The organism is Streptococcus halitosis (genome assembly GCF_003143695.2).
GTDB classification, from domain to species: domain Bacteria; phylum Bacillota; class Bacilli; order Lactobacillales; family Streptococcaceae; genus Streptococcus; species Streptococcus halitosis.
Genome location: NZ_QEMY02000003.1, coordinates 111,948 through 135,186 on the forward strand (window position 1 = coordinate 111,948; position 23,239 = coordinate 135,186).

Sequence of the window (23,239 nt, forward strand, 5' to 3'; positions counted from 1 at the left end):
TTTTAATAAATAACCTAGCCATAAAATGGTTAATTTTCTATGGCTAGGTTTTATTTTTTTGTCTGATTGAAATTATTTCCGATAGTAGATAATCTCCTACTTCCGATACATTTTAAACTGGAGGAAGAGGTCGCTATATTTGCCTGTCCATTTATGGTCAAATTTCTCATAAACTTCTAGGTTTTTCATGGTGTCAGCGTCTGGATAGAAGGACTTGTCTTCTTTGGTCTCCTCTGGGAGCATTTCCTTGGCTGGTAGGTTTGGTGTTGCATAGCCGACATATTCTGCATTTTTAAGAGCATTTTCAGGTTTCAACATAAAATTGATAAAGGCATAGGCAGCATCTTGGTTTTTCACGGTTTTTGGAATGACCATGTTATCAAACCATAAGTTGCTGGCCTCAGTTGGAACGACATATTTGAGGCTAGGATTTTTCTCCAACATCTGGCTGGCTTCCCCAGAGAAGGTCACCCCGATAGCAGCATTGTTCTGGATCATGTAACCCTTCATCTCATCCGCCACAATGGCCTTAATATTTGGAGTCAGTTTGTAGAGCTTGTCTACCGTTTCTTCCAACTGTTGAGGATCCTTGGAGTTGAGGCTGTAACCGAGCGAGTTAAGCCCGAGTCCCAGCACCTCACGCGCCCCATCAAAGAGCATGATGGAATCCTTGTATTCTGGTTTCCAGAGGTCATCCCAATGCTCAGGCGCCTCATCTACCATGGTTTCATTGTAGACAATTCCCAAAGTTCCCCAGAAGTATGGGATGGAGAATTTATTGCCCGGGTCAAAAGACTGGTTGAGGAACTCAGGTCCGATATTTTCGATTCCTTCAATTTTTGAATAATCAAGTGGAACCAAGAGGTCCTCATCCTTCATCTTGTTGATCATGTACTCACTTGGGATGGCGATATCGTAGGTCGTTCCACCCTGCTTGATCTTGGTATACATGGCTTCGTTAGAATCAAATGTCTCGTACTGAACTTGGATTCCTGTTTCTTCGGTGAATTTCTCCAAAAGTTCGGGATCGATGTAGTCTCCCCAGTTGTAAATAACCAGTTTTTGACTATCTCGACTGTTGATTTTACTATCTAGATGAGCCGCAATCCCCCACAAGACAAGGATAATCGCTACAATTCCTGCTAAAAATGAATAGAGTTTTTTCATGCTTGCTCCTCCTTCTCACGTGAGATAAAGTAATAACCTACAACCAGGATAATACTAAAGAGAAAGACAAGTGCAGACAGGGCATTGATCTCTAACGAAATTCCCTTACGAGCACGAGAGTAAATCTCGACTGACAGAGTCGAAAAGCCATTTCCCGTTACAAAGAAGGTCACGGCAAAGTCATCTAGCGAATAGGTGAAGGCCATGAAATAACCTGCAATGATAGACGGAGTCAGGTAAGGAAGCATGATTTCCTTAAACATCTGAAACTGACTGGCGCCAAGGTCATAAGCCGCATGAATCATGTCATCATTCATCTCCTTGAGACGAGGCAAGACCATCAAGACCACGATAGGGATGGAAAAGGCCACATGACTAGATAGAACCGTCAAAAATCCAAGTGAAAACTTAAGTTGTGTAAAGAGAATCAAGAAGCTAGCACCAATCATAACGTCAGGCGCAACCATGAGGATATTATTGAGTGATAGAAAGGCTTCTTGGTATTTCTTACGAGATTGATAGATATAGATGGCACCGAAAGTCCCAATAATAGTCGCTATCAAGGCTGATAGAAAGGCCAAGAAAAAGGTTTGGGTGAGGATCAACATGAGACGACCATCACCAAACATGGTTTGAAAATGGCTCAAGCTAAAACCAGTAAAGCTGTTCATATCATCGCCAGCATTAAAGGCATAGCCAATCAAGTAAAAAATTGGCAAGTAAAGGATGATAAAGACAAAGGCTAAGTAGATATTGGCAAATTTTTTCATCGTTCTCTCCTTTCCTTGGTCACCCACATGGTGAGAAACATGGTCAGGATGAGAATCACACCGATGGTTGAACCCATACCGTAGTTGTCATTTGTCAGGAAGTTTTGCTCAATGGCTGTCCCCAGCGTAATAACACGGTTTCCACCAATCAAACGAGTCAGCATGAAGAGACTCAAGCTGGGGATAAAGACGGACTGAACCCCACTTCTCACACCGTTCATAGATAGAGGGAAGATGACATGACGGAAGGTCTCCCACTTAGTTGCGCCAAGGTCATAGCTAGCATTGATCAGATTATTGTCCATATCGTCCAAGACATTGAAAATGGGCAAAATCATAAATGGAAGCTCGATGTAGCTTGCGACAAAGATGAAGGAGAAATCAGTAAAGAGCAACTGCTGTGAACCGATTCCAATAAATTCCAAAAATTGATTAATAGAGCCATTCTGACCAAAAATCCCGATAAAGGCATAAGCCTTAAGGAGTAGGTTAATCCATGTAGGAAGGATAATCAGCATGAGCCAGAGTTGACGGTGCTTGAGACGAGTCAAAAAGAGGGCTGTTGGATAGCTGATGAAAAGAGTCACTAGGGTCACAATCCCTGCATAGAGCACAGAGTTGAAGCTCATTTTAAGATAGGTCAAGTTTTGTGACGCAAAGTAAGATTTATAGTTTTCTAAACTAAACTGCCCTTCAATGTTGAAAAAGGATTGACCGAAAATCAAGACCAAGGGTGCGAGGACAAAGAGGGCAATCCAAAGCATGTAGGGCACTACAAAGAGTTTAGAGGTTGTTTTCTTCATCTCTTTCCTCCTCGATTGCGTTAATCAGACCTGCTTCTTGCTCTTCGATTTCTACGTATTCTTCAATACGAGCATCGAACTCTTCTTCGGTTTCGTTGAGACGCATAATGTGGATGTCTTCTGGTTCAAAATCCAGACCGATTTCCTCACCAACGATGGCCTTACGAGTCGAGTGAATCATCCATTCGTTTCCGAGTTCGTCATAGGCGATGATCTCATAGTGAACCCCACGGAAGAGCTGGGTATCAACCTTAACTTGGAGCTTGCCTTCTTCAGGAAGGGTAATGCGCAAGTCCTCTGGACGAATGACAACCTCAACTGGCTCATTTGGCTTCATCCCCCCATCGACCGCTTCAAAGCGTTTGCCATTGAACTCAACCAAGTAGTCTTCAATCATGGTTCCTGGCAAGATGTTGGACTCACCGATAAAGGTAGCAACAAAGTGGTTGATCGGCTCATCATAGATGTCTACAGGCGTTCCAGACTGAACAATCTCGCCATCATTCATAACGAAAATCCAGTCACTCATGGCAAGAGCTTCTTCCTGATCGTGAGTGACAAAGACAAAGGTAATCCCCAATCGTTGTTGCAATTCACGCAGTTCGTACTGCATGTCTGTTCGCAATTTCAAGTCCAGCGCTGACAAGGGCTCATCCAACAAAACCACACGAGGTTGGTTGATAATAGCACGGGCAATGGCTACACGCTGACGTTGTCCTCCAGAAAGTTTACGGATGGAACGCTTCTCGTAACCTTCCAACTGAACCATCTTGAGAACTTCTGCTACGCGTTGTTCGATTTCTTTCTTGTCGACTTTACGTAAGCGGAGTGGAAAGGCAACATTTTCAAACACATTCATATGTGGAAACAAGGCATAGGATTGGAAAACCGTATGGACGTCTCGCTTGTTGGTTGGGATGTCGTTGATCCGTACCCCATCCAGCAAAATATCTCCTGTCGTCGCATCCAGTAAACCTGCAATGATGTTTAAGATGGTTGATTTTCCTGAACCAGATGCGCCTAGTAGGGTGTAAAACTTCCCTTCTTCCAACTCAAAGTTGATATCTTTGAGAACCTTGGTGTTGCTGTCTTCAAAAACTTTAGAGACGTTTTTGAATTCAATAATTGGTTTTTTCAATTGTCATAAATTCCTTCTTTTTCATAAATTAACAGATCCTGGCTCTGTCAGGCCGCTACTACCTCGTGTAGGAGATTGAACTGCCTACATACATCTTCACTAACGATAGGCTTTCACCCCCTTACAATGGTTATAGCAGCAACTTTTCTGCCCAAACCTTATTCTTTCTCACCCAAAATACGGACTTCCCTCTCAAGGGTAACACCTGAGTGTTCCTTTACCTTTTCAATAACAGATTGGATCAAGTCCTCGTAGTCTTTAGCCGTACCGTCAGCAACATTGATCATGAAACCAGCGTGCTTTTCAGATACTTCAACACCACCGATACGATAGCCTTTCAAACCAGCCTCTGAAATCAACTGACCTGCAAAATGACCAACAGGACGCTTAAAGACCGAACCACAAGATGGGTATTCTAGAGGTTGTTTGAGTTCACGTAGGTGCGTTAAGCGGTCCATTTCTTGCTTGATAACCTGATGATTTCCTGGAGCTAGGGCAAATTTAGCTGACAAAACAACAGCTCCAGAATCTTGAACAGCCGAATGACGGTAACCAAAAGCCAATTCCTTGGAAGATAAGGTCTCAATCTCCCCTTCCTTGGTCAAAATTTGACAAGACTGCAAGATATGGGCAATCTCTCCTCCATAGGCACCCGCATTCATAAAGACTGCTCCACCGACGCTCCCTGGAATGCCACAGGCAAACTCGAAACCAGTCAAACTATGACGAAGGGCAATACGTGTCGTTTCAATCAAGTTGGCCCCAGCTTCCGCTTCAATGGTATAACCATCAACTGAAACGTTATTGAGCTTGTCACACAAGATGACAAATCCACGAATTCCACCGTCACGAACGATAATATTGCTGGCATTTCCTAGCACCATCCAAGGAATATTCTCTTGATTGGCAAATTGAACGACACGCGCCATCTCATAGCGATTGCGTGGCAAAACCAGATAATCCGCTCGACCTCCGACCTTGGTATAGGTATAGGTCTTCAAGGGTTCCTTGAAACGAATATCAATTCCTTCTAATTGTTCTTGTATTTTAGTTACTAATGTCATATCTCTCATCCTTTTGTAAAGTCATTTCATTATACCATTTTTAAAGGCTTTTGACGAACCGAAAAATGGAAGTATAAAAGCATTGCATAAAAAAAGAGGTGAACCTCTTTTTATGATGATTTTTTCCAAAATGTAGATTTTGTAAGCCAGACAAAGGCAAGTACTTCTACAAGAAGAATGCCCTCCACTAGAAGTGGATTTGCAATCCAGCCCACTTGAGATAGAGCTGGAGCTAAGTCGAACAAGGCATGTAATCCATAGGCAGCAACGAGATAAATCCATTTCTTTTGACGGACACTTTGATAGACCCAGACAGTAAGGCTAATTTGGAGAACCAGAGCAAGGACACGCTCAACTCCTAGTAGATAGATCTGCCATGCTGATAGAGACTGAACTGTTTCTAATGTACTCTTTGTAAGAAGATTCGCCGCATCAGTATTTGATGACTGTACTAGTGAAAAGAGGATCAAAAGGCTAATCAAACTTCCCATTCCGAGGTAGAGCATCTCTAAGCCTCCATGTCCTAAGCCATAAGCCCAAGCATCTCTATCTTCCAACTTTCTCTTTTTCTCCAACCATTTAAAAAAGATAAAACGAGCCGTTTCCTCAAAGAGGGCAGCCATGGCGATTCCATAAAGGACATATAAGAAAGGTTGCTCCTGCATGAGCGGAATGGTTCCATCTTTTTGCGGATGGAGTACCAGAAGGTGAACCATCTTCTCTAACACTTGAGAAGAAACGAAAAATGCGATTGCCCCCAAGCCCATCACTGCAAGAGAGATTTTAAACCGTTTTTTGGCATACCAAGTTCCACCTACTAGAATGAGAACTAAAGCGATCATGGTGAGGATAATATGTAGTGTCATTTTTTTCTCCTATTCTGACTTGTCAATGTCTTTCTTCATTTCGTCAACATTAAATTTCGCAAATAAATACTGGCGATCTTGGACTGGAAAACGTTGGTCCAACTGGTCGACTGCTCCAACCTCGATCATTCCTTCTTTGATAACAAAGTCCATCACATGCCCACCAAAGGTCAAATCATCAGAGATAAAATGCAAATGATAGCCTGCAACACTCACTCCATGGAACATCTCCGGTGTCCAAAATCCAACAATGGTTCCCGATACATTTTCACGGCTATATTCAGGTTGGTGAGTCGCGACATCAGCAAACTTGGTATCAGGTGTGGATTTGGGAATCATCCGCACATGCATTTGTGAAAATTCGCCATGAATCTTGATGGAACGAAAAAGATTTTCCCCATCATAGTAGGACTCAATTCGTTTTTCCAATTCCTTATCTGTCATCTCAAAGCGCTGACGGAAAATCACTTCTGCCTGATGAGGAACCACTGCTGCATAGGGAATAAGAGCATCCTCTGCCACTTCAACGATTTCAGGCGTTTGACCAGACCCCTTGGCTTGATAAGCCTTGCCATCAAGGACAATCAACTCCCCATCAATCGAATCAAGGGTTCCCAAACCGAGGTCACCATGTTCCAGTAATTCTCCCACTGTCATGGTTCCACCATAGAGACCTGCCATTAGGGCACCTAGAGTATTGTATTGAAATAATTTAACCGGTTCCTGCACTTTTCTATCCATTCTCTTTCTTATCTTCTGTTCAATGAATCATCATACTTTCTAAGTATACCACATTTGCTCCTAGTTGTGAAAGGGAGAAATGCTTTTCCCATTGCAAAGGAGGCAAAAAAAAGGTACAATGTAACAAAATCAACGGAGGTCTGGAATGAAGAAAGAAAGTAAATACCAAGCTGTCGTTTCCTTTCTAAAAAAGGGTATCGAATCAGGAAAATTCCCAACTGGTAGCCGGCTTCCCTCCATCCGTCAATTGAGCCAAGACTTTCACTGTAGCAAGGACACTATCCAACGAGCCCTACTGAAATTACGCCATGAACAATACCTCTATGCCAAACCCCAAAGTGGCTACTATGTTCTAGAACAAGGACAGCACCAAGACTTGGAAATTGAAGTCACTGACGAGCATGCCAGTGCTTATGACGATTTCAGACTCTGCGTCAACGAAACCCTGATAGGCCGAGAAAACTACCTCTTCAACTACTATGACAACCAAGAAGGCCTTGAGGAACTCAGACAATCTGTCCATCAACTCCTCTTTGACCAAGCCCTCTACTGTAAACCCGATCAACTTGTTCTAACTTCTGGCACCCAGCAAGCTCTCTTTATCCTTTCTCAGATTAACTTTCCGAGCGAGGGAGCTGAGATTTTGGTCGAACAACCGACCTACCACCGAATGAATCGCCTCTTGGTCGCTCAAGGATTGGCCTACAGGACCATTGAACGCCGAATCAATGGGATTGACCTTGACGAACTAGAAGAACAGTTCAAATCTGAAAAAATCAAGTTTTTCTATACCATACCTCGCTTCCACTATCCTCTGGGGCATTCCTATTCAGAACAGGACAAACGAGCTATTCTTGACTTAGCTACCAAGTACGATGTCTATATCGTAGAGGACGACTATTTGGGAGATTTAGACCCTAAAAAAGGGCAGACCTTCCACTATCTTGACACTGAGGATCGGGTCATTTATATCAAGTCCTTCTCAACCAGCCTCTTTCCAGCCCTTCGTATTACCGCTCTCATTCTCCCAAATGCCCTAAAAAAGGCCTTTGTTTCCTACAAAAATATCCTGGACTATGACAGCAATCTCATCATGCAAAAGGCTCTCTCTCTTTACATCGATAGCCGGCTATTTGAAAAAAATCGACTGGCCAGACTGACCCTTCAAGAGAACTATCAGACTCAGATAAAGAAAGTGCTTGAAGAAAACACCTGTCCCTTGCCCCACTATCCTCTACATGATGGTCTTTTGCTTGATTTGAGAGACTATCCTAAAATCACCAGTTTAAAACACAGCTCACTCAAACTAGACTTTTTTGAGAAGGCTTATTTGGACGCCTGTCCTTATCAGTTCGCTAAAGTCTCTCTCGAAAATCTAGAAGAGTTATTAGAATACATAAAAGCAGAATTGGATTAAAGTCCAACTCTGCTTTTTCTTATTGTTCAACTTCTGTTAGTTTCGCTGCTTTTTCTAGATAGGTTTGATAAGTTCCATCATCTTTCAGTTTTTGGATAACCTTATCTACTACTGCTTTCAAGTCTGATTGATCCTTCTTGATAGCAACGGCATTGGCTTCGCCATCTTTCATCGTCAAATTAACAGTTGCAACGGCAAGATCAGAGTTTTTACCTGCGTAGCTAAGAGCAACTGGTTCATCCATATGAACAGCATCTACTTTTCCAGCCTGCAATTCATTGACTGCTTCCCCCATATTAGTCAAAGAAGTCAGTTGAGCATTTGGCAATTGTTCCTTGACCATGGTTTCTGGCACAGTTCCCTTTTGAGCTGCGATATTGGCACTTGCAAGGCTTGAAAGATCCTTGTACTTGTCTAAATCGGCTTTTCTAACCAAGAAACTCATCTTGTTTTCATAGTAAGGGATTGAAAAGTCAAAGACTTCCTTTCTCTCATCTGTGGCACTAATTCCCGCAATGGCTAAGTCAGCCTTTCCAGTTTGAAGGCTGGTCAAAACATTGTCAAAACTCATGCTAGAGATTTCAAGTTTAACTCCAAGCTCATCCGCAATCGCTTGAGCCATATCAATATCTGCCCCAACCACCTGGTTTTTACCATCTACCAATGATTGGAATTCAAAAGGTGCATAGTCTGGGCTGGTCGCAACAACTAGCTTTCCTTTTTGTTTAATAGCGTCCACAGCTGACTGGGAACTATCCGTACTGGATTGACAAGCTACTAAAATCACGCTGGCCAGCATGCTACATACAACTAATATCCATTTCTTAAATTTCATAAATAAACGACCTTTCTATTATTTCTGAATAATTATAACTCTTTTAAAAATAGTTGTCAACCCTTTTAGAGATTTTGAATATAAAATAATTCCTTTCATAAAAAGAAGACTGATTTATCACAATCAGCCTTTTATTCTGTATATTTAAACCGTTTCTTATAGTTCGACAATCTTCCCTGTTTCAAAGTAAACAACCCATTCACAGATATTTTTAGCGTAGTCTCCGATACGTTCCAAGAAGGAAATTACCTGGAAGTAATCACGGCCTGTAACGATGGCTTCAGGATGTTTCCTAATCTCCTCTGTAGTAAGATCACGAATACTATCAAAGTAATGGTTGATTTTTTCGTCCATAGCCGCTACTTCATAGGCTTGATCCACAGAACCATTCAGGTAAAGTTCGAGAGCAGATTCAACGAAGTTTTTCACATCGCGCCCCATTTTTTTGATTTCTTCCTCAACGGCAGGGATGCGTTGTTCCCCCTTCATACGAATAGTTGCTTTTGCGATTGACACCGCATGGTCTCCCATACGTTCCAGGTCCGATACTGCCTTGAGAACGGTCAATACAGTACGGAGGTCTTGAGAAACAGGTTGTTGAAGGGCAATCATTTCAAATGATTTCTTTTCGAGTTTCACTTCATATCCATTTACTTCTGCATCTTCCTCAATAACTTCTTTTGCCAAATCACGGTCATGTGTAACAAAGGCACGCACTGTACGATTGATTTGTGAGAGCACTTCTTGTCCCATAGCATAAAACTGGTTGTGCAATTTCTCCAAATCTTCTTCAAATTGAGATCGTAACATCATTCAACTCCTTATCCAAATTTTCCTGTAATATAATCTTCTGTTTCCTTGTTTTGTGGGTCTAGGAACATTTTCTTAGTATCGTTAAACTCGATCAAATCCCCATCTAGGAAAAATCCTGTTTTATCAGAGATACGAGAGGCCTGTTGCATCGAACGCGTTACCAAGAGCATGGTGTATTTATCTTTCAGACCATACAAGGTTTCCTCAATCTTACCAGCCGAGATAGGATCCAAAGCTGAAGTTGGTTCATCCAAGAGAATAATCTTGGGACTGGTTGCTAAGACACGAGCAACACAAACACGTTGTTGTTGTCCACCTGAGAGACCAATGGCTGAATCATGCAAGCGATCCTTGACCTCATCCCAAATAGAAGCGCGTTGCAAGGCCTTTTCCACCGCTTCATCCAAAACATGTTTATCCCTGACTCCATTGATACGTAGGCCGTAAACAACATTTTCATAGATAGACATAGGGAAAGGATTGGGCTGTTGAAAGACCATACCGATTTCCTTACGCAATTCAACCGTATCGGTCCGTGGACTGTAGATATTGTGGCCATTATAAATCACTGTTCCAGTTGTTGTCACCTCAGGATTTAGATCGCCCATGCGGTTGATGGCTTTGAGCAGGGTGGACTTTCCTGATCCAGAAGGACCAATCAAGGCTGTTATTTCCTTAGGTTGGAAAGAAAGGGAAACACTATTCAAAGCCTTCTTTTTATTGTAATAAACGGATAGGTCTTTAACCTGCAAAATCGGTTCTGTCATACTGCTTCCTTTCTAACCAAAGTGTCCCGTTACATAGTCATTGGTTGACTGTAACTTAGCATTTTGGAAAATATTGGATGTCTTATCATACTCGATCAAATCGCCCAAGTAGAAAAATCCTGTGTAGTCACTTGCACGCGCTGCCTGCTGCATACTGTGGGTAACGATGATGATGGTAAAGTCTTTCTTCAATTCCAACATGGTTTCTTCCAGTTGGGCTGTCGCAATCGGATCCAAGGCTGAAGCAGGCTCATCCATCAAGAGGATGTCTGGTTTGACAGAGATGGCGCGAGCGATACAGAGACGTTGTTGCTGTCCACCAGAAAGCATCAAGGCTGATTTGTGGAGGTCATCTTTAACCTGATCCCAAAGGGCAGCCTGTCGGAGAGAGGTTTCGACAATTTCATCAAGTACTTTCTTGTCCTTAACACCTGCACGTTCATGAGCAAAAGTGATGTTGCGGTAAATAGACTTGGCAAATGGATTTGGACGTTGGAAGACCATTCCGATATGCTTGCGCATCTCATAGACATTGATTTCTGGACGGTTGACGTCAATCCCTTGGTAGAGGATTTGACCTGTGACCTTGGCAATATCAATGGTATCATTCATCCGATTGAGACTGCGAAGGTAGGTAGATTTCCCAGATCCGGAAGGACCAATCAAGGCCGTTATTTTATTTCTTTCAAATTGCATATCGATGCCCTTGATGGATTCATTTTTACCGTAGTAAACATGTAAATCCTTGGTAGAGAGGGCCACTTTTTCTTCAGGGAAGGTGATGATATGCTTTTCATCCCAGTTATATTTTGACATGGCTTCTCCTTTAGGCAGCGGTTAATTTCTTGTGTAGATAGCTTCCGAGTTTACGTGCTCCAAAGTTAAAAATCAAGATAAAGATGAGGAGCACAGCGGCAGAACCAGCAGATACAATGGTAGCATCAGGAATGGTTCCTTCACTGTTGACCTTCCAAATATGGACAGCCAAGGTTTCTGCTTGACGGAAGATTGAGATGGGGCTGGTAACACTGAGGATATTCCAGTTAGACCAGTCAAGGGCTGGAGCAGATTGTCCTGCCGTATAGATAAGAGCGGCGGCCTCACCAAAGATACGGCCAGAGGCCAAGACAACACCCGTTACGATGCCTGGAAGGGCTTCTGGAATGACGACATGGACCACAGTCTCCCAACGAGAAATTCCGAGGGCCAGACCAGCCTCACGTTGTGTATGGTGAACGTGTTTTAAACTGTCCTCAACATTTCGAGTCATCTGAGGGAGGTTAAAGACCGTCAAGGCCAAGGCACCTGAAATGATTGAAAATCCATACTCAAACTGGACTACAAAAATCAAGTAACCAAAGAGACCCACAACGACTGATGGTAGAGAAGACAAAATCTCAATACAGGTTCTGACAAAATTTGTCACAGGACCCTTTTTTGCATATTCAGCTAGGTAAATCCCAGCCCCCATAGACAAAGGCACAGAGATAATCAAGGTAATGACTAAAAGGAAGAAGGAATTGTAGAGCTGAATCCCGATACCCCCACCTGCTTGATAAGAGGATGATTTTCCAGTCAAGAAAGACCAAGAGATGTGCGGTAACCCTCTCACCAAGATATAGAGAATCAAAGATGCCAAGATGGCAACGATGATACCCGCGATGGTATAGAGGACAGCTGTTGCAAGTTTATCTAATTTCTTAGCGTGCATAGTTTTTCTTTCCTCTTTCTTTCGTAATCAACTTAATCACACTGTTAAAGGCCAAACTCATCAAGAGCAATACTAAGGCCAGTGACCAGAGAACGTTATTATCAACCGTTCCCATGACGGTATTTCCGATACCCATAGTCAAAACAGAAGTCAAAGTCGCAGCAGGTGTTGTTAGCGAGGTTGGGATAACTGCTGAGTTTCCGACAACCATCTGAATAGCAAGAGCTTCACCGAAGGCACGCGCCATCCCAAAGACCACTGCTGTGAAAATACCTGAACGTGCTGCTTTCAAGGTCACACGCCAGATGGTTTGCCAACGAGTGGCTCCCATAGCCAAACTAGCTTCACGGTAATGCCGAGGAACAGCACGCAAGCTGTCTGTTGTCATAAAGGTTACAGTTGGTAGGATCATGACAAAGAGAACGAAAATACCTGACAAGATCCCAAAACCAGTTCCACCAAAGATGCTACGAACAAAAGGCACCACAACTTGCAAACCGATAAATCCATAGACGACTGAAGGAATACCAACGAGAAGTTCAATGGCTGGTTGCAAGATTTTTGCACCCTTTGGTGATACTTCTGTCATAAAAACTGCTGCTCCAATAGCAAAGGGAGTTGCGATGAGGGCAGATAAAATCGTCACAATAAAGGAACCCAAAATCATCGGAAGGGCACCAAATTGTTTCCCTGAAGGATTCCAAGTTTGTCCAAAGAGGAAATCAAAAATGTTGACCCCATTGACAAAGAAGGTCGATAAGCCTTTTTGGGCTACAAAAATCAAAATCATCGCCACAATGATAACAATCAAAGAAAGGCAAGTGAAGGTCAAACCTTTACCAAACTTCTCAAGGCGAGAGTTCTTTGAAGGAGAGAGTAATTTTTTCGATAATTCTTCTTGATTCATTATTGACCTCCTTCTACTGCTGTAACGGTACCTGAAGCATCCTTTTGGACTTTCATTTCATTGATGGAAATATAGCCCATGCCCCTAACAATTCCATTTTGGGCTTCATCTGAGAGGACGAAATTCAGGAATTCAGCAGCTAACTCGTTTGGCTGACCGAGTGTGTACATATGTTCATAAGACCACAAAGGCCAATTGTTAGTCGTTACATTTTCAGACGTAGGCTCATACCCATTCAGTTTCATACTTTTCACGGAGTCATCTACATAGGCAAAGGCTAGGTAAGAAATAGCTCCAGGTGTTTGGGATACAATCGACTTGACCATCCCGTTAGAATCCTGTTCTTGGCTCTGCATTGCCGATTGGCCATTCATAACCACCGTATCAAACGTCGCTCGTGAACCAGAACTTGCTGCTCGGTTGATGATTGAAATGGCCAGGTCTTTGCCCCCAACTTCTTTCCAGTTGGTCACTTCACCTGTAAAGATTTTGCGAAGTTGCTCGGTTGTGAGATTTTCGACAGTCACTTCCTTGTTTACAATCACTGCAAGACCAGCCACTGCAACCTTGTGGTCTACTAGAGCTGAAGCATCGATTCCATCTTTTTCCTCTGCAAAGACGTCAGAGTTCCCGATGTCTACTGCTCCAGACTGAACTTGAGATAGTCCTGTACCCGATCCACCACCCTGAACATTGACTGTTTTTCCGATGTTTCTAGAACCAAATTCATCTGCTGCTGCTTCGACAAGAGGTTGAAGAGCTGTTGAACCAACAGCTGTCATGGATTCTCCACGATCAATCCAGCTAGCACATCCTGCTAGAGAACCTGCCATCAAAAGAGCTGCAAGAGACATGACGAGCTTTTTTCTTTTTTTCACTGTTATTCTCCTTGAACATAATGATAAATGTTCTGATTTCTTCCGTTTGTCCTGATCATCCAATTATCATCAATGATTGTCCCGCTTTATTTTTTAGACATTCTTAGGGGCGGACAATTCCATCGTATAATATAAGTAATAATAAAAGACTATCAGAAAAAACTCATAATTCCACTATAACATAGAATAGGCTCTTTGACTAGCTTTTTCACCTGAATCTGAGCCCTTTTGGATAATAATTTTTCAAAACATTTCCCGTTACCTTGGCAAAGCCTAGTCCGTTTCCTTGAACCACAACTTGGTACCAGCCATTTGGTCGAGATTCAGACAATTGAACAGTCTCACCAGCCACATATTTTACAAAATCCTCATCATTGATTTCGACCCTTTGTTTTACTTGACTTGGTTTCAAGGCTAATCCCAGAGCAAAGCTTGGTTCGAAGCGTTTCTTCTTAAACGTCCCCAGATGGAGCCCATTTCGGGCAATTTTGAGCTTCCCTAGATCAGGTAGCATCTCTGGCAAGAGATAGAGCTGATCTCCAAAAGTCTGTAAGATACCAGTTAGATTGACCTGCAAGTGTTTTTGGGCAAAATCATGCCACAAATCCAGTTGTTCACGACTGAGATTGCTCTTGCTGGCTTTGAATTTAGGTGCTGGATTTTCTCCCTTAAACTGCAAATTGGCAACAAACTGACCTTCTCCCTTAAAATGGTGAGGGTACATTCGCGCCGTTTCAGGAAGTCCAATTCCTGCTACCATACCGTTCACATGCTCGACTGGAAGCAGTTCAAAATCATAAGTATCTAGTAACCAGTGAACGATCTCTTCATTTTCCTCAGGTGACCAAGTACAGGTCGAATAGACCAAACGACCACCTTCAGCAAGCATGGTCACTGCATCTGCCAGAATTTCTCTTTGCAAACTAGCGCATTGACTCGGATAATCGGTACTCCAATAATCCATGGCATCTGGCTGCTTACGAAACATCCCTTCACCCGAGCAAGGGGCATCAAGGACAATCACATCAAAGTAACCTTTAAAAACCTTGGCCAAGCGGTCAGCAGATTCATTAGTCACGACAACATTTGTCGCTCCAAATCGCTCCATATTTTCCACTAAAATCTTAGCACGCTTGCTTGAAATTTCGTTGGAAACAAGGACTCCTTGATTAGCCAGATAAGCTGCTAGTTGAGTGGATTTTCCACCTGGTGCTGCCGCCAAGTCCAAGACCTTCATGCCAGGACTTGGTTGAGCTACCTGGGCCACCATTTGGGCTGCAGGCTCTTGTGAATAAACGAGACCTGTCACGTGCTCTGGAGACTTTCCAGAGACCTTACCATAATGCCCCCAAGGTGTATGTGGAATAGCATCCGCAAACGATAGCTGACTTTCTTTTAAGGGATTGACCCGAAAAGCCGATACCGCTTCCTGTTTAAAAGAGGCAAGAAAATCTCTTGCCTCATCTTCTAGTATCGCTTCATATTTTTCAACAAATCCTTCTGGAAATTGCATTTAATTTTCTTTCCTTTCATAAATGTAGGACTGAATCTCTTCTTGCATCTCGATTGGCACCATCATGACGGGCTGACGCGTTTTAAAATCAGCAGGTTCACCCGATACCGTAAGAAGACGATAACCCAGACTTTCCCCTAAAATACTAGCCGCAGCGTAATCCCATGGCTGCAAGTAGGTAATATAAGTCAGAAGACGACCCGATAAAACCTTTGCATAACTAATGGCCGCACTGCCGTAAACACGGATACCCAACGCTGCTCGACCCAAATCCGCCAAGCCCCACTCATTGCTTTCAAACATACCTGAGTTACCGGCAACTAAAAATTCTTGAAGAGGTTTCTTTTTAAAAGGCGGTAAGGGGTCATTATTGCGACAAGGAGGAAAGGCACCACCACCATGGTAACAATCGCCTTTCATGACATCATAGATGATGCCAAATTTTCCCACACCATTCTCAAAATAAGCCAACATAACGGCAAAATCTTCCTGCTGGGCGACAAAGTTATTGGTACCGTCAATGGGATCAATCACCCAAACGGAACCTTGACCGACTGCAGCACGTAAACAACCCTCTTCCGCGCAAATCAAGTCCTCAGGATAGATGGACTTGATCCGATCAACCAAGAGTTGCTGGACCTCCTTGTCCAAACGTGTAACCAAGTCAGTAGGGGAAGACTTGCGCTCAACCTGCAAATCTTCTTTCATGTGAGCCAAAATATAGTCAGCAGCTTCCTGCACAATCTGTTTGGCAAATTCAAATTTAGTTTCCAAGAGAAATCTTCCCTTCCCTTTTTTCTTTTGCTAATTGAACTGCATGATAGAAGGAATAGCCGCTAGCCGTCTCAAATTCGCGACCTAGGCGCTTTTCTTCGCTTTTGCTTGGAACCACAGACTTGAATTCCTTGTAAGACTCTAGCAGTTTTTTTGCTTCTACCTTATCTTCATAGGCAGCTTCAACATCATTAAAAAAAGAAAGCACTGAAGCAAGTTCTTCAGTGCTCCACGACAAATCTAGTGGGTAACTATACTGTTTGTTCATCTATCCAATACCAGCTCTCAATGTTGCTTCTTTTAGTTCTTGTTTACGGTAACTACGAGGGAGAAAAGCACGAATCTCATCTTCATTAAAACCGATTTGCATACGTTTGGTATCTGTAATAATTGGGCGACGCAAAAGACTAGGATATTGCTCTATCAACTGAAGCAACTCCGATACCGAGATACTCTCTACATCAATATCCAATTTTTGAAAAATTTTTGAACGAGTTGAAATGATGTCATCAGTACCATTTTCGGTCAAGAAAAGAATATGTTGTAATTCTTTTCTTGTTAAAGGATTAGTCATAATATTATGCTCTTGAAAGGGCACTTTATGCGTCTCTAACCAAGCCTTTGCCTTACGACATGATGTACAACTCGGTGATAAAAATAGTGTAATCATGCTTTTCTCTTCTTTTATCTATACTTGCTATTTCTATTATACAAAAAAATAAAGCGCTTGACTAGGTATTTTTAGAAAAAAAGCCTATTTTTTCATAGAAAATAGACTGTTTTCTGAAAAAATCTCCTGCTTTGCAAGTTTATCTTTAGGATAACCTAACAATAAATAGGGAGCAGAGCACCTTCTCTCGTTTTTTATTAAAAATACAGAATTTTTTCCACTATTTCCTTGAAGCTTTAACAAGAAGGAAACAAAACATTCCTTCATACAAAGCAAAGAAAAGTAAAAAGGCATGGAGGAAGAAAATCTCTGGCAAAATCCTAATAACGGGATCCTTTGCTGGATCAAAAAGCCAGGTATCGTCTCCCACAAAGAGAATCTGATGGAACAGTGTAAAAAATTGCTCAAAACCAATCAGCACTCCCACAAGCCCAATGACTAGAGGCAATAGCACCAGAGCCAAGATACTTTTACGATATAGGGGCAAAAAGCCTTTTTTCACAATCTTTCTAACAAAGAAATAAAAACTTGGTAGCGTCACTAGGGCAACTAGCTGAACTAAGTGAAAAAGACTCTTCACCACCGCAAAGTGGTGTAAACCTGCCGCTGATGAACGAAAATCTGGCATCTCTAAGACCTGACTAAAGGGATTGGTCAGGTAATTCATCAAGATATGAAAGTTATACAGAATGGTTTCGGGCTTTAGATAGACTCGATTCGCTAAGTTCAGCCACTCAATTTCTAAAGGATAGAAAATCCATGCCAGATAAATGGTTAAGAGAATAGACAGGGAGAGGAGAAAGAGCATACTTCCCCAAAAGGTCAGTTTAGTTTTCATCAAAATTCCACTCCGCAAGGCTAGAAACTACATGAGTTGGTGCGATTGGCAAGTCCGCCACTTCTTCTGCTTTGGTAAAACCTGTGGTCACCAAGAGCGTTGGAATGCCATTGTCAATCCCTGCTCGAATATCAGTCAAGTAGTTATCCCCGACCATGAGCAAGTCTTCTCGATCTATACCCAGATGTTCCACGGCCTTTTCCATGATGATCGCATTCGGTTTTCCGATATATACTGGTTTGACCCGTGTAGCGACTTCAAGAAGTGTAATTAGTGAACCAGCACCAGGCAAGAGACCTCGTTCCGTCGGGATATTGAGGTCAGGGTTGGTTCCGATAAAGTGAGCCCCCTTTTGAATGGCTAGAGTTGCTGTCGCAAATTTTTCATAGTCGACTTGCCAGTCCAATCCAACGACCACATAGGCTGGATTTTCCTTGTCTTCGACATAACCAGCTGCCTGAATGGCATCCTTGAGTCCTGCTTCACCAATGACATAGACTGTCTTTTCCAGTCCCAAGTCATTCATATAGTCAATGGTTGCCAGAGTTGCCGTGTAGACAGTTGATAGAGGCGTGTCGATATTAAAATTCTGAGCCAACATCTCTTGAACGCTCTCAGGAGTACGAGTTGTATTGTTGGTCACAAAGAGATAGGGAATTTCTCTTTTTTGTAACTCATGGACAAAAGCTTCACCCGCCGGAATCCGGTCTTTCCCCTTGTAAATGGTTCCGTCTAAATCAATTAAATAACCTTTATAAGCCATATCGTTCTTTCTAATTGCCTTCAATTTCTTGCCAAGTAATCATGGCTTGGGCATTGATTTCGCCATCACTGATAATCTCATGCTTGCTTTCTAGTCCCTTGAGTTCATAAGCTGAAGCAATCATGCCACCCGGTCGCACTTCTTTGACATATTTGAGATTGATTTTCTTTGGAATATACTTGGTCAAAAAGTCTGCTCCCATGACCTCAAAAATCCAATCCAGGTATTTGCTGTTATTAACATGACCATTCATATCCAAGTCGTAAAAACGAACATGGTAGTCTTTACTGATCGGATCTTCTAGATTTGCATACTTTGGCCCACGGATGAGTTTTTTATCAAACTCAGACTGGTAAGGCGCAACAATCTCCGGTTCGACAGCATGAACTTTACGACTATCTCTGTCCATGAGAACAAAGGTTGCTACCATGCGAATGATTTCTTGACCTGCTTCATCATAGAGAGTGAAACGGCGGTAGCAAAAAAGACGATTGTAAGTCAACGCTTCTGTTTCAATCGTAATCTCCTCAGCAAAGCGAGGCAAGCGTACCACGTCAATCGCATAGTCTGTAATAATCCAGACCAGATTGTAGCGTTCTAACATATCCTTGTCGCTAACTCCCAGCTCAATCGACTGCATACCTGATACTTGCAAGGACAGCAAAATCACATCTGGAAGTTTGATATGACCGTTCATGTCCGCCATATCAAAAGGAATTTTCATTTTCATTTGATAAGTTAAGCCCATTGTTCTACTCCAAAATAAATCGTTCTGCTACAGTGTCTCCCAAGAAGAGACCCCTCTTTGTCATTCGGACACGATCACCGTCGATCTGCATGAGTCCTTGTTGAACCAAGTCTCTGATGATCTCGCCATAAAGTCCATCAAAGGACCGTCCAAATTTTTCCTCAAATCGCGCCATAGAAACACCTGATTTCTTGCGGAGGCCTAGGAACATTTCTTCTTCCATCTGCTCCCTTTGACTCAGGTGTTCTTCTGTAATCCGAGCATTTCCTGCCTCTACCGCAGTGAGATAGTGGCGGATAGGACCGTGGTTTTTATAACGCACCCCGTCCACATAACCCGAAGCACCCGCACCGATACCATAATACTCGGCATTGTCCCAGTACATGAGATTGTGGCGACTTTCAAATCCGGGTTTAGAGAAATTGGAAATCTCATAATGCTCAAAACCAGCTCGCTCCAGTTCTGCGATGATGTACTCAAACATCTCCGCTTCTAACTCTTCCTTGGGTAGGGGCAATTTCCCACGTCTCATGCGGTTCATAAAGACCGTATGGTTTTCCAAAATCAAGCTATAAAGACTCATATGAGGAATATCAAGCGAGATGGCTTTAGCGACATTGTCCTTGACCTGATCCATAGTTTGACCAGGTAGAGCGTAGATTAGGTCGATGGAGATATTGTCAAAATCGGCCAGTTTGAGGCGGTCGATATTTTCATAAATATCCTTCTCCAAGTGACTACGCCCAATCTTTTTCAGCATTTTGTCATCAAAAGTCTGCACACCCAAGGAAACACGATTGACTGGCGACTGTTTCAAAACGGCAATCTTATCTGCGTCCAAATCGCCTGGGTTGGCCTCAATGGTCAACTCTTCCAAGACAGACAAATCTAGATTTTTAGTCAAGCCATCCAGGAGCACTTCTAATTGCGAAGCGGACAAAGCCGTTGGCGTCCCACCTCCGATGTAGAGGGTTCGTAACTTTTGGATATCATAAGAACGAAACTCCTTGAGCAGATGCTCCAGGTAACTATCTACTGGTTGATTCTTGATAAATACTTTTGAAAAGTCACAATAATAACAAATCTGTGTGCAAAAGGGAATATGCACGTAGGCGGACGTTGGTTTTTTCTGCATAGTATTTATTATACCACAAAGACAGGCTTGCAGATAAAAATCACCATCTCCAAAAACCAGAGATGGTGATGCATTATACTTCAGTAATATCGATGATGATTTCTTCTTGGTCTTCTGCAACGTCTGGAGTTGCTGACTGTTCTTGCCACTGCTCCTTGAGATTGTTAAAGGTTTCTTTTGACGCTTCCGTCGCTTGTCGAGCACAGGTTTTGGCTTGATCAAGGAAACTGTCAAAAGTGATTTCACCAGATTCTACTTGTTCCTTTGTTTTCAGCACAAAGTCAGTTGCCTGTTCCTTCACTTCAGTTAGTTTCTCACAAACCTGCTCTCTAGCATATTCTGGATCTTCTCTCAAATCATCTAGAAAATCCTGAGCTTGACTACAAACTTGCTTGCCCTTGTCACTCGTCAAAAACAAAGCAAGAGCTGCACCTGAAACTGTTCCTAAAAGGATAGAGGATAGTTTTCCCATAAGATTTCTCCTTTTCTATTTTTTGAAAAATTTACTTGCGAAACGAAGAGCGGACAAACTTGCACCTGTTTTAATGGTCTTTGAACCAGCAGATGAAGCCTTTTTACCTAAAACACGTGCATGTTGGTTGAGATCAGATACTGACTCAGATAAGTCAGCCACAGCCGTAAAGAGTGGATCAATCGTCGCAACTTTGATATTGATATCGTCTGCTAACACATTGACCTTAACCAGTAATTCATTGGTCTGATGCAAGGTAACGTTCACATCTGAGCTCAACGTTTTGATGGTTTTCTCTGTTTCATCAATCATACGACCGGCTTTTTGAATCGTGATTGTCAAATAGACTAAACAGACAATCAAAGCAATCGCAACAAGTATATATGCAACTTCTAACATTTATTTTTCCTCCTCTGTATGATAGAAAGGGGCTTTCTTTCGATTTTGATAAAGTATGATAAAAATACCGAGTCCGATAAGGATAACTGATAACCATTGGGAAACTCGCAGGCCAAAGAACATGAGACTATCCGTCCGCATTCCTTCGATAATCATACGACCAAAGCCATACCAAATCAAGTAGAAAGCAGTGATCTGACCACGTCTGATTCCCTTTAATTTTCGTCTAAAAATCAGAATCAAAGCAAAACCGATCAGATTCCAAACCGACTCATATAGGAAGGTCGGCTGACGGTAGCTACCCTCAATGTACATCTGGTCACGGATAAAGCCTGGCAAATAATCCAAACTATCTACTGCTGCACCGTAGGCTTCTTGGTTAAAGAAGTTCCCCCAGCGTCCTAAACTTTGGGCAACCATGACGCTTGGTGCTGCAATATCTAAGAAATCCCAAGTATTAATCAGCTTTCTATCTGCAAAGATATAAAGGACAATAGCCCCTGCTATCAAACCTCCATAAATGGCCAAGCCTCCATTCCAGATGGCAATGATTTCACCTGGATTTTGCAGATAATAATCTAAGCGAAAGAGTACGTAGTATAGTCTAGCACCTAAAATAGCTATCGGAAAAGCAATCAGGATAAAATCCAAGATATCATCTGATAGAATTTTCTTTTTAGGAGCTTCCTTCATGGCAAGGTAGACTGCCAAAACCAAACCAGCCACAATACACAAAGCATACCAACGAATAGAAAAAGGACCGATTTCAAATGCGACTGGATTAATCATTTTTCACCTCATTTTTGGAGATGAGATTAGTCAAGCGTTCTTCAAATAAACGCGTCGCATCAAAGCCCATTTCCTTAGCACGGTAGTTCATGGCAGCCGCTTCAATAACAACAGAAATATTGCGTCCTGTTTTTACTGGGATGCGGATACGTGGAATGGCTACACCAGAAATCTCGATTTCTTCAGCATTATTTCCTAAGCGATCGAAGGTCTTATGCGTATCATAATTTTCCAAATAAACTGCTAGTTGAACTTGTGAAGAATCCTTAACTGCACTTGCTCCGTAGAGACTCATCACATCAATAATCCCCACTCCACGGATTTCAAGTAAATGCCTCAAAATTTCAGCTGGCTCTCCCCAAAGGGTCATTTCGTCTTTTGCAAAAATATCTACACGATCATCTGCCACCAAACGGTGTCCACGTTTCACAAGTTCCAGACCAGTTTCACTCTTACCGATACCGCTATCCCCTTGGATCAAGACACCCATGCCATAAATGTCCATCAAGACACCATGAACACTGGTCCGTTCTGCCAAACGAGAATCCAAATAGCTAGATAATTCTCCTGATAGGCGACTAGTAGCTGTTCGACTGGTTAAAATCGCAATCTTACATTCCCTGGCAGCCTTCAACATTTCTTCTGGAACTACTAAACCACGCGCAACAATAACCACTGGTGTTTCTGGTTGAAACATCTTAGTCAACACCTTATAACGGTTGTGAGAAGACATGGAGACTAAATAGGACCATTCCTTCATTCCCAACAGTTGAAGCCGCTCCGGAGTATAGTAATCAAAATAGCCCGTCATTTCCAGACCTGGTCGAGAAATGTCCGCAGTATTGATTTCTTTTTCAAGTAAATCGCCTTCACCGTAAACAATGTCTAATCTGAGCTTTTCAATGACTTCTTTTACTAAAACCGACATAATTTCCTCCTTCAATCGAGTTCTCCCTACTATTATATCAAATTGTGGTAGGAAGTTTCCTTTTTTTGCAGGATTTACAGTATTTATTTGGAAAGAAAAAAGGCTAGACAAGTCTAGCCTTTCATTTCAAATTAGAATTTTTTACGTTTACGAGCTGCTTCTGATTTACGTTTACGTTTTACAGAAGGTTTTTCATAGAATTCACGTTTGCGTGTTTCTTGAAGAGTACCAGCTTTAGTAACCGCACGTTTGAAACGACGAAGTGCATCGTCAAGAGATTCATTCTTACGTACCACTGTTTTAGACATTTTTTTCACTCCCTTCAAGTTCAAG

28 protein-coding genes are annotated in these 23,239 nt (G+C 42.3%); 1 reads left to right on the top strand and 27 read right to left on the bottom strand.

Annotation, left to right across the window (positions count from 1 at the left end):
- Positions 1 to 96: 96 nt before the first annotated feature.
- The 7 genes from DB729_RS07825 to budA form a co-directional block, all read right to left on the bottom strand.
- On the bottom strand, positions 97 to 1,167 hold the full coding sequence (locus tag DB729_RS07825) for an ABC transporter substrate-binding protein (protein ID WP_109289469.1): 1,071 nt from the start codon (positions 1,165 to 1,167) through the stop codon (positions 97 to 99).
- Positions 1,164 to 1,937: an ABC transporter permease gene (locus DB729_RS07830; RefSeq protein ID WP_000712705.1), complete on the bottom strand. Its 774-nt coding sequence runs from the start codon at positions 1,935 to 1,937 to the stop codon at positions 1,164 to 1,166. Before DB729_RS07830 ends, DB729_RS07825 begins: the two co-directional genes overlap by 4 nt.
- On the bottom strand, positions 1,934 to 2,740 hold the full coding sequence (locus DB729_RS07835) for an ABC transporter permease (protein WP_000754112.1): 807 nt from the start codon (positions 2,738 to 2,740) through the stop codon (positions 1,934 to 1,936). The genes DB729_RS07830 and DB729_RS07835 overlap by 4 nt, the downstream gene beginning before the upstream one ends.
- Entirely contained in the window at positions 2,721 to 3,878 is a 1,158-nt protein-coding gene (locus DB729_RS07840; RefSeq protein ID WP_000742905.1) for an ABC transporter ATP-binding protein, read from the bottom strand. Before DB729_RS07840 ends, DB729_RS07835 begins: the two co-directional genes overlap by 20 nt.
- A gap of 158 nt (positions 3,879 to 4,036) precedes the next feature.
- Positions 4,037 to 4,942 carry a UDP-N-acetylmuramate dehydrogenase gene (gene murB, locus DB729_RS07845; RefSeq protein ID WP_000177100.1) on the bottom strand — a complete coding sequence of 302 codons (906 nt, stop codon included), beginning with the start codon at positions 4,940 to 4,942 and terminating at the stop codon, positions 4,037 to 4,039.
- Positions 4,943 to 5,052: 110 nt separating this feature from the next.
- Entirely contained in the window at positions 5,053 to 5,808 is a 756-nt protein-coding gene (locus tag DB729_RS07850; protein WP_109289468.1) for a YhfC family intramembrane metalloprotease, read from the bottom strand.
- A gap of 9 nt (positions 5,809 to 5,817) precedes the next feature.
- A complete protein-coding gene (gene budA / locus DB729_RS07855; RefSeq protein WP_109289467.1) occupies positions 5,818 to 6,549 on the bottom strand; it encodes an acetolactate decarboxylase in 732 nt (243 codons plus the stop codon).
- A gap of 145 nt (positions 6,550 to 6,694) precedes the next feature.
- On the opposite strand from budA, the gene DB729_RS07860 reads away from it, so the two are divergent.
- Positions 6,695 to 7,966, top strand: coding sequence for an aminotransferase-like domain-containing protein (locus tag DB729_RS07860; RefSeq protein WP_109289466.1), 1,272 nt, complete (start codon positions 6,695 to 6,697; stop codon positions 7,964 to 7,966).
- Between the two features lie 19 nt (positions 7,967 to 7,985).
- On the opposite strand, the gene DB729_RS07865 is transcribed toward DB729_RS07860, so the two are convergent.
- From DB729_RS07865 to rpsU, 20 genes are all read right to left on the bottom strand, one after another.
- On the bottom strand, positions 7,986 to 8,801 hold the full coding sequence (locus tag DB729_RS07865; RefSeq protein WP_109289465.1) for an ABC transporter substrate-binding protein: 816 nt from the start codon (positions 8,799 to 8,801) through the stop codon (positions 7,986 to 7,988).
- Positions 8,802 to 8,957: 156 nt separating this feature from the next.
- Positions 8,958 to 9,611 (bottom strand): phosphate signaling complex protein PhoU, encoded by a 654-nt coding sequence (gene phoU, locus DB729_RS07870; RefSeq protein WP_000946477.1) that lies wholly within the window; start codon positions 9,609 to 9,611, stop codon positions 8,958 to 8,960.
- Positions 9,612 to 9,622: 11 nt separating this feature from the next.
- Complete coding sequence (pstB, locus tag DB729_RS07875) at positions 9,623 to 10,381, bottom strand: phosphate ABC transporter ATP-binding protein PstB (protein ID WP_000138671.1); 759 nt, start codon at positions 10,379 to 10,381, stop codon at positions 9,623 to 9,625.
- A 12-nt stretch (positions 10,382 to 10,393) separates the two neighbouring features.
- Positions 10,394 to 11,197 carry a phosphate ABC transporter ATP-binding protein PstB gene (gene pstB / locus DB729_RS07880; protein WP_009730331.1) on the bottom strand — a complete coding sequence of 268 codons (804 nt, stop codon included), beginning with the start codon at positions 11,195 to 11,197 and terminating at the stop codon, positions 10,394 to 10,396.
- A 10-nt stretch (positions 11,198 to 11,207) separates the two neighbouring features.
- Positions 11,208 to 12,092, bottom strand: a complete 885-nt coding sequence (gene pstA, locus DB729_RS07885; protein WP_000543049.1) for a phosphate ABC transporter permease PstA — start codon at positions 12,090 to 12,092, stop codon at positions 11,208 to 11,210.
- Positions 12,082 to 12,999 carry a phosphate ABC transporter permease subunit PstC gene (gene pstC, locus DB729_RS07890; protein ID WP_001070950.1) on the bottom strand — a complete coding sequence of 306 codons (918 nt, stop codon included), beginning with the start codon at positions 12,997 to 12,999 and terminating at the stop codon, positions 12,082 to 12,084. The genes pstA and pstC overlap by 11 nt, the downstream gene beginning before the upstream one ends.
- Positions 12,999 to 13,877 (bottom strand): phosphate ABC transporter substrate-binding protein PstS, encoded by an 879-nt coding sequence (locus DB729_RS07895; protein ID WP_109289464.1) that lies wholly within the window; start codon positions 13,875 to 13,877, stop codon positions 12,999 to 13,001. The genes pstC and DB729_RS07895 overlap by 1 nt, the downstream gene beginning before the upstream one ends.
- A 208-nt stretch (positions 13,878 to 14,085) precedes the next feature.
- Positions 14,086 to 15,390, bottom strand: a complete 1,305-nt coding sequence (locus tag DB729_RS07900; protein WP_109289463.1) for an RsmF rRNA methyltransferase first C-terminal domain-containing protein — start codon at positions 15,388 to 15,390, stop codon at positions 14,086 to 14,088.
- Positions 15,391 to 16,164: an inositol monophosphatase family protein gene (locus DB729_RS07905; protein ID WP_109289462.1), complete on the bottom strand. Its 774-nt coding sequence runs from the start codon at positions 16,162 to 16,164 to the stop codon at positions 15,391 to 15,393.
- Complete coding sequence (locus DB729_RS07910) at positions 16,154 to 16,432, bottom strand: UPF0223 family protein (protein ID WP_001041968.1); 279 nt, start codon at positions 16,430 to 16,432, stop codon at positions 16,154 to 16,156. Before DB729_RS07910 ends, DB729_RS07905 begins: the two co-directional genes overlap by 11 nt.
- Positions 16,433 to 16,834 (bottom strand): Spx/MgsR family RNA polymerase-binding regulatory protein, encoded by a 402-nt coding sequence (locus tag DB729_RS07915; RefSeq protein ID WP_009755287.1) that lies wholly within the window; start codon positions 16,832 to 16,834, stop codon positions 16,433 to 16,435. It abuts the gene before it with no gap.
- 220 nt (positions 16,835 to 17,054) lie between these two features.
- Positions 17,055 to 17,672, bottom strand: coding sequence for a TIGR01906 family membrane protein (locus DB729_RS07925; protein ID WP_109289460.1), 618 nt, complete (start codon positions 17,670 to 17,672; stop codon positions 17,055 to 17,057).
- The gene (locus DB729_RS07930; RefSeq protein WP_109289459.1) at positions 17,662 to 18,435 is read right to left on the bottom strand and encodes a TIGR01457 family HAD-type hydrolase; all 774 of its coding nucleotides are present in this window, start codon (positions 18,433 to 18,435) and stop codon (positions 17,662 to 17,664) included. Before DB729_RS07930 ends, DB729_RS07925 begins: the two co-directional genes overlap by 11 nt.
- Before the next feature lie 10 nt (positions 18,436 to 18,445).
- On the bottom strand, positions 18,446 to 19,183 hold the full coding sequence (locus DB729_RS07935) for an acyl-[acyl-carrier-protein] thioesterase (RefSeq protein WP_000524791.1): 738 nt from the start codon (positions 19,181 to 19,183) through the stop codon (positions 18,446 to 18,448).
- Between the two features lie 4 nt (positions 19,184 to 19,187).
- Positions 19,188 to 20,318, bottom strand: a complete 1,131-nt coding sequence (gene hemW, locus DB729_RS07940; RefSeq protein ID WP_109289458.1) for a radical SAM family heme chaperone HemW — start codon at positions 20,316 to 20,318, stop codon at positions 19,188 to 19,190.
- 73 nt (positions 20,319 to 20,391) lie between these two features.
- Complete coding sequence (locus DB729_RS07945; RefSeq protein ID WP_033585593.1) at positions 20,392 to 20,790, bottom strand: YtxH domain-containing protein; 399 nt, start codon at positions 20,788 to 20,790, stop codon at positions 20,392 to 20,394.
- A 15-nt stretch (positions 20,791 to 20,805) separates the two neighbouring features.
- Complete coding sequence (locus DB729_RS07950; protein ID WP_033585592.1) at positions 20,806 to 21,189, bottom strand: DUF948 domain-containing protein; 384 nt, start codon at positions 21,187 to 21,189, stop codon at positions 20,806 to 20,808.
- Positions 21,190 to 21,978 carry a prolipoprotein diacylglyceryl transferase gene (gene lgt / locus DB729_RS07955; RefSeq protein WP_033585590.1) on the bottom strand — a complete coding sequence of 263 codons (789 nt, stop codon included), beginning with the start codon at positions 21,976 to 21,978 and terminating at the stop codon, positions 21,190 to 21,192.
- Positions 21,971 to 22,906, bottom strand: coding sequence for an HPr(Ser) kinase/phosphatase (gene hprK / locus DB729_RS07960; protein ID WP_165442249.1), 936 nt, complete (start codon positions 22,904 to 22,906; stop codon positions 21,971 to 21,973). The genes lgt and hprK overlap by 8 nt, the downstream gene beginning before the upstream one ends.
- Positions 22,907 to 23,037: 131 nt before the next feature.
- Entirely contained in the window at positions 23,038 to 23,214 is a 177-nt protein-coding gene (gene rpsU / locus DB729_RS07965) for a 30S ribosomal protein S21 (protein WP_000048054.1), read from the bottom strand.
- Between the last annotated feature and the right edge of the window lie 25 nt (positions 23,215 to 23,239).

What these genes read in the sequence shown, in the direction of transcription:
- DB729_RS07825 (WP_109289469.1), bottom strand. Translation starts at nt 1,167, where the DNA reads ATGAAAAAACTCTATTCATTTTTAGCAGGAATTGTAGCGATTATCCTT.
- DB729_RS07830 (WP_000712705.1), bottom strand. Translation starts at nt 1,937, where the DNA reads ATGAAAAAATTTGCCAATATCTACTTAGCCTTTGTCTTTATCATCCTT.
- DB729_RS07835 (WP_000754112.1), bottom strand. Translation starts at nt 2,740, where the DNA reads ATGAAGAAAACAACCTCTAAACTCTTTGTAGTGCCCTACATGCTTTGG.
- murB (WP_000177100.1), bottom strand. Translation starts at nt 4,942, where the DNA reads ATGACATTAGTAACTAAAATACAAGAACAATTAGAAGGAATTGATATT.
- DB729_RS07850 (WP_109289468.1), bottom strand. Translation starts at nt 5,808, where the DNA reads ATGACACTACATATTATCCTCACCATGATCGCTTTAGTTCTCATTCTA.
- budA (WP_109289467.1), bottom strand. Translation starts at nt 6,549, where the DNA reads ATGGATAGAAAAGTGCAGGAACCGGTTAAATTATTTCAATACAATACT.
- DB729_RS07860 (WP_109289466.1), top strand. Translation starts at nt 6,695, where the DNA reads ATGAAGAAAGAAAGTAAATACCAAGCTGTCGTTTCCTTTCTAAAAAAG.
- DB729_RS07865 (WP_109289465.1), bottom strand. Translation starts at nt 8,801, where the DNA reads ATGAAATTTAAGAAATGGATATTAGTTGTATGTAGCATGCTGGCCAGC.
- phoU (WP_000946477.1), bottom strand. Translation starts at nt 9,611, where the DNA reads ATGTTACGATCTCAATTTGAAGAAGATTTGGAGAAATTGCACAACCAG.
- pstB (WP_000138671.1), bottom strand. Translation starts at nt 10,381, where the DNA reads ATGACAGAACCGATTTTGCAGGTTAAAGACCTATCCGTTTATTACAAT.
- pstB (WP_009730331.1), bottom strand. Translation starts at nt 11,197, where the DNA reads ATGTCAAAATATAACTGGGATGAAAAGCATATCATCACCTTCCCTGAA.
- pstA (WP_000543049.1), bottom strand. Translation starts at nt 12,092, where the DNA reads ATGCACGCTAAGAAATTAGATAAACTTGCAACAGCTGTCCTCTATACC.
- pstC (WP_001070950.1), bottom strand. Translation starts at nt 12,999, where the DNA reads ATGAATCAAGAAGAATTATCGAAAAAATTACTCTCTCCTTCAAAGAAC.
- DB729_RS07900 (WP_109289463.1), bottom strand. Translation starts at nt 15,390, where the DNA reads ATGCAATTTCCAGAAGGATTTGTTGAAAAATATGAAGCGATACTAGAA.
- DB729_RS07910 (WP_001041968.1), bottom strand. Translation starts at nt 16,432, where the DNA reads ATGAACAAACAGTATAGTTACCCACTAGATTTGTCGTGGAGCACTGAA.
- DB729_RS07915 (WP_009755287.1), bottom strand. Translation starts at nt 16,834, where the DNA reads ATGATTACACTATTTTTATCACCGAGTTGTACATCATGTCGTAAGGCA.
- DB729_RS07925 (WP_109289460.1), bottom strand. Translation starts at nt 17,672, where the DNA reads ATGAAAACTAAACTGACCTTTTGGGGAAGTATGCTCTTTCTCCTCTCC.
- DB729_RS07930 (WP_109289459.1), bottom strand. Translation starts at nt 18,435, where the DNA reads ATGGCTTATAAAGGTTATTTAATTGATTTAGACGGAACCATTTACAAG.
- DB729_RS07935 (WP_000524791.1), bottom strand. Translation starts at nt 19,183, where the DNA reads ATGGGCTTAACTTATCAAATGAAAATGAAAATTCCTTTTGATATGGCG.
- hemW (WP_109289458.1), bottom strand. Translation starts at nt 20,318, where the DNA reads ATGCAGAAAAAACCAACGTCCGCCTACGTGCATATTCCCTTTTGCACA.
- DB729_RS07945 (WP_033585593.1), bottom strand. Translation starts at nt 20,790, where the DNA reads ATGGGAAAACTATCCTCTATCCTTTTAGGAACAGTTTCAGGTGCAGCT.
- DB729_RS07950 (WP_033585592.1), bottom strand. Translation starts at nt 21,189, where the DNA reads ATGTTAGAAGTTGCATATATACTTGTTGCGATTGCTTTGATTGTCTGT.
- lgt (WP_033585590.1), bottom strand. Translation starts at nt 21,978, where the DNA reads ATGATTAATCCAGTCGCATTTGAAATCGGTCCTTTTTCTATTCGTTGG.
- hprK (WP_165442249.1), bottom strand. Translation starts at nt 22,906, where the DNA reads ATGTCGGTTTTAGTAAAAGAAGTCATTGAAAAGCTCAGATTAGACATT.
- rpsU (WP_000048054.1), bottom strand. Translation starts at nt 23,214, where the DNA reads ATGTCTAAAACAGTGGTACGTAAGAATGAATCTCTTGACGATGCACTT.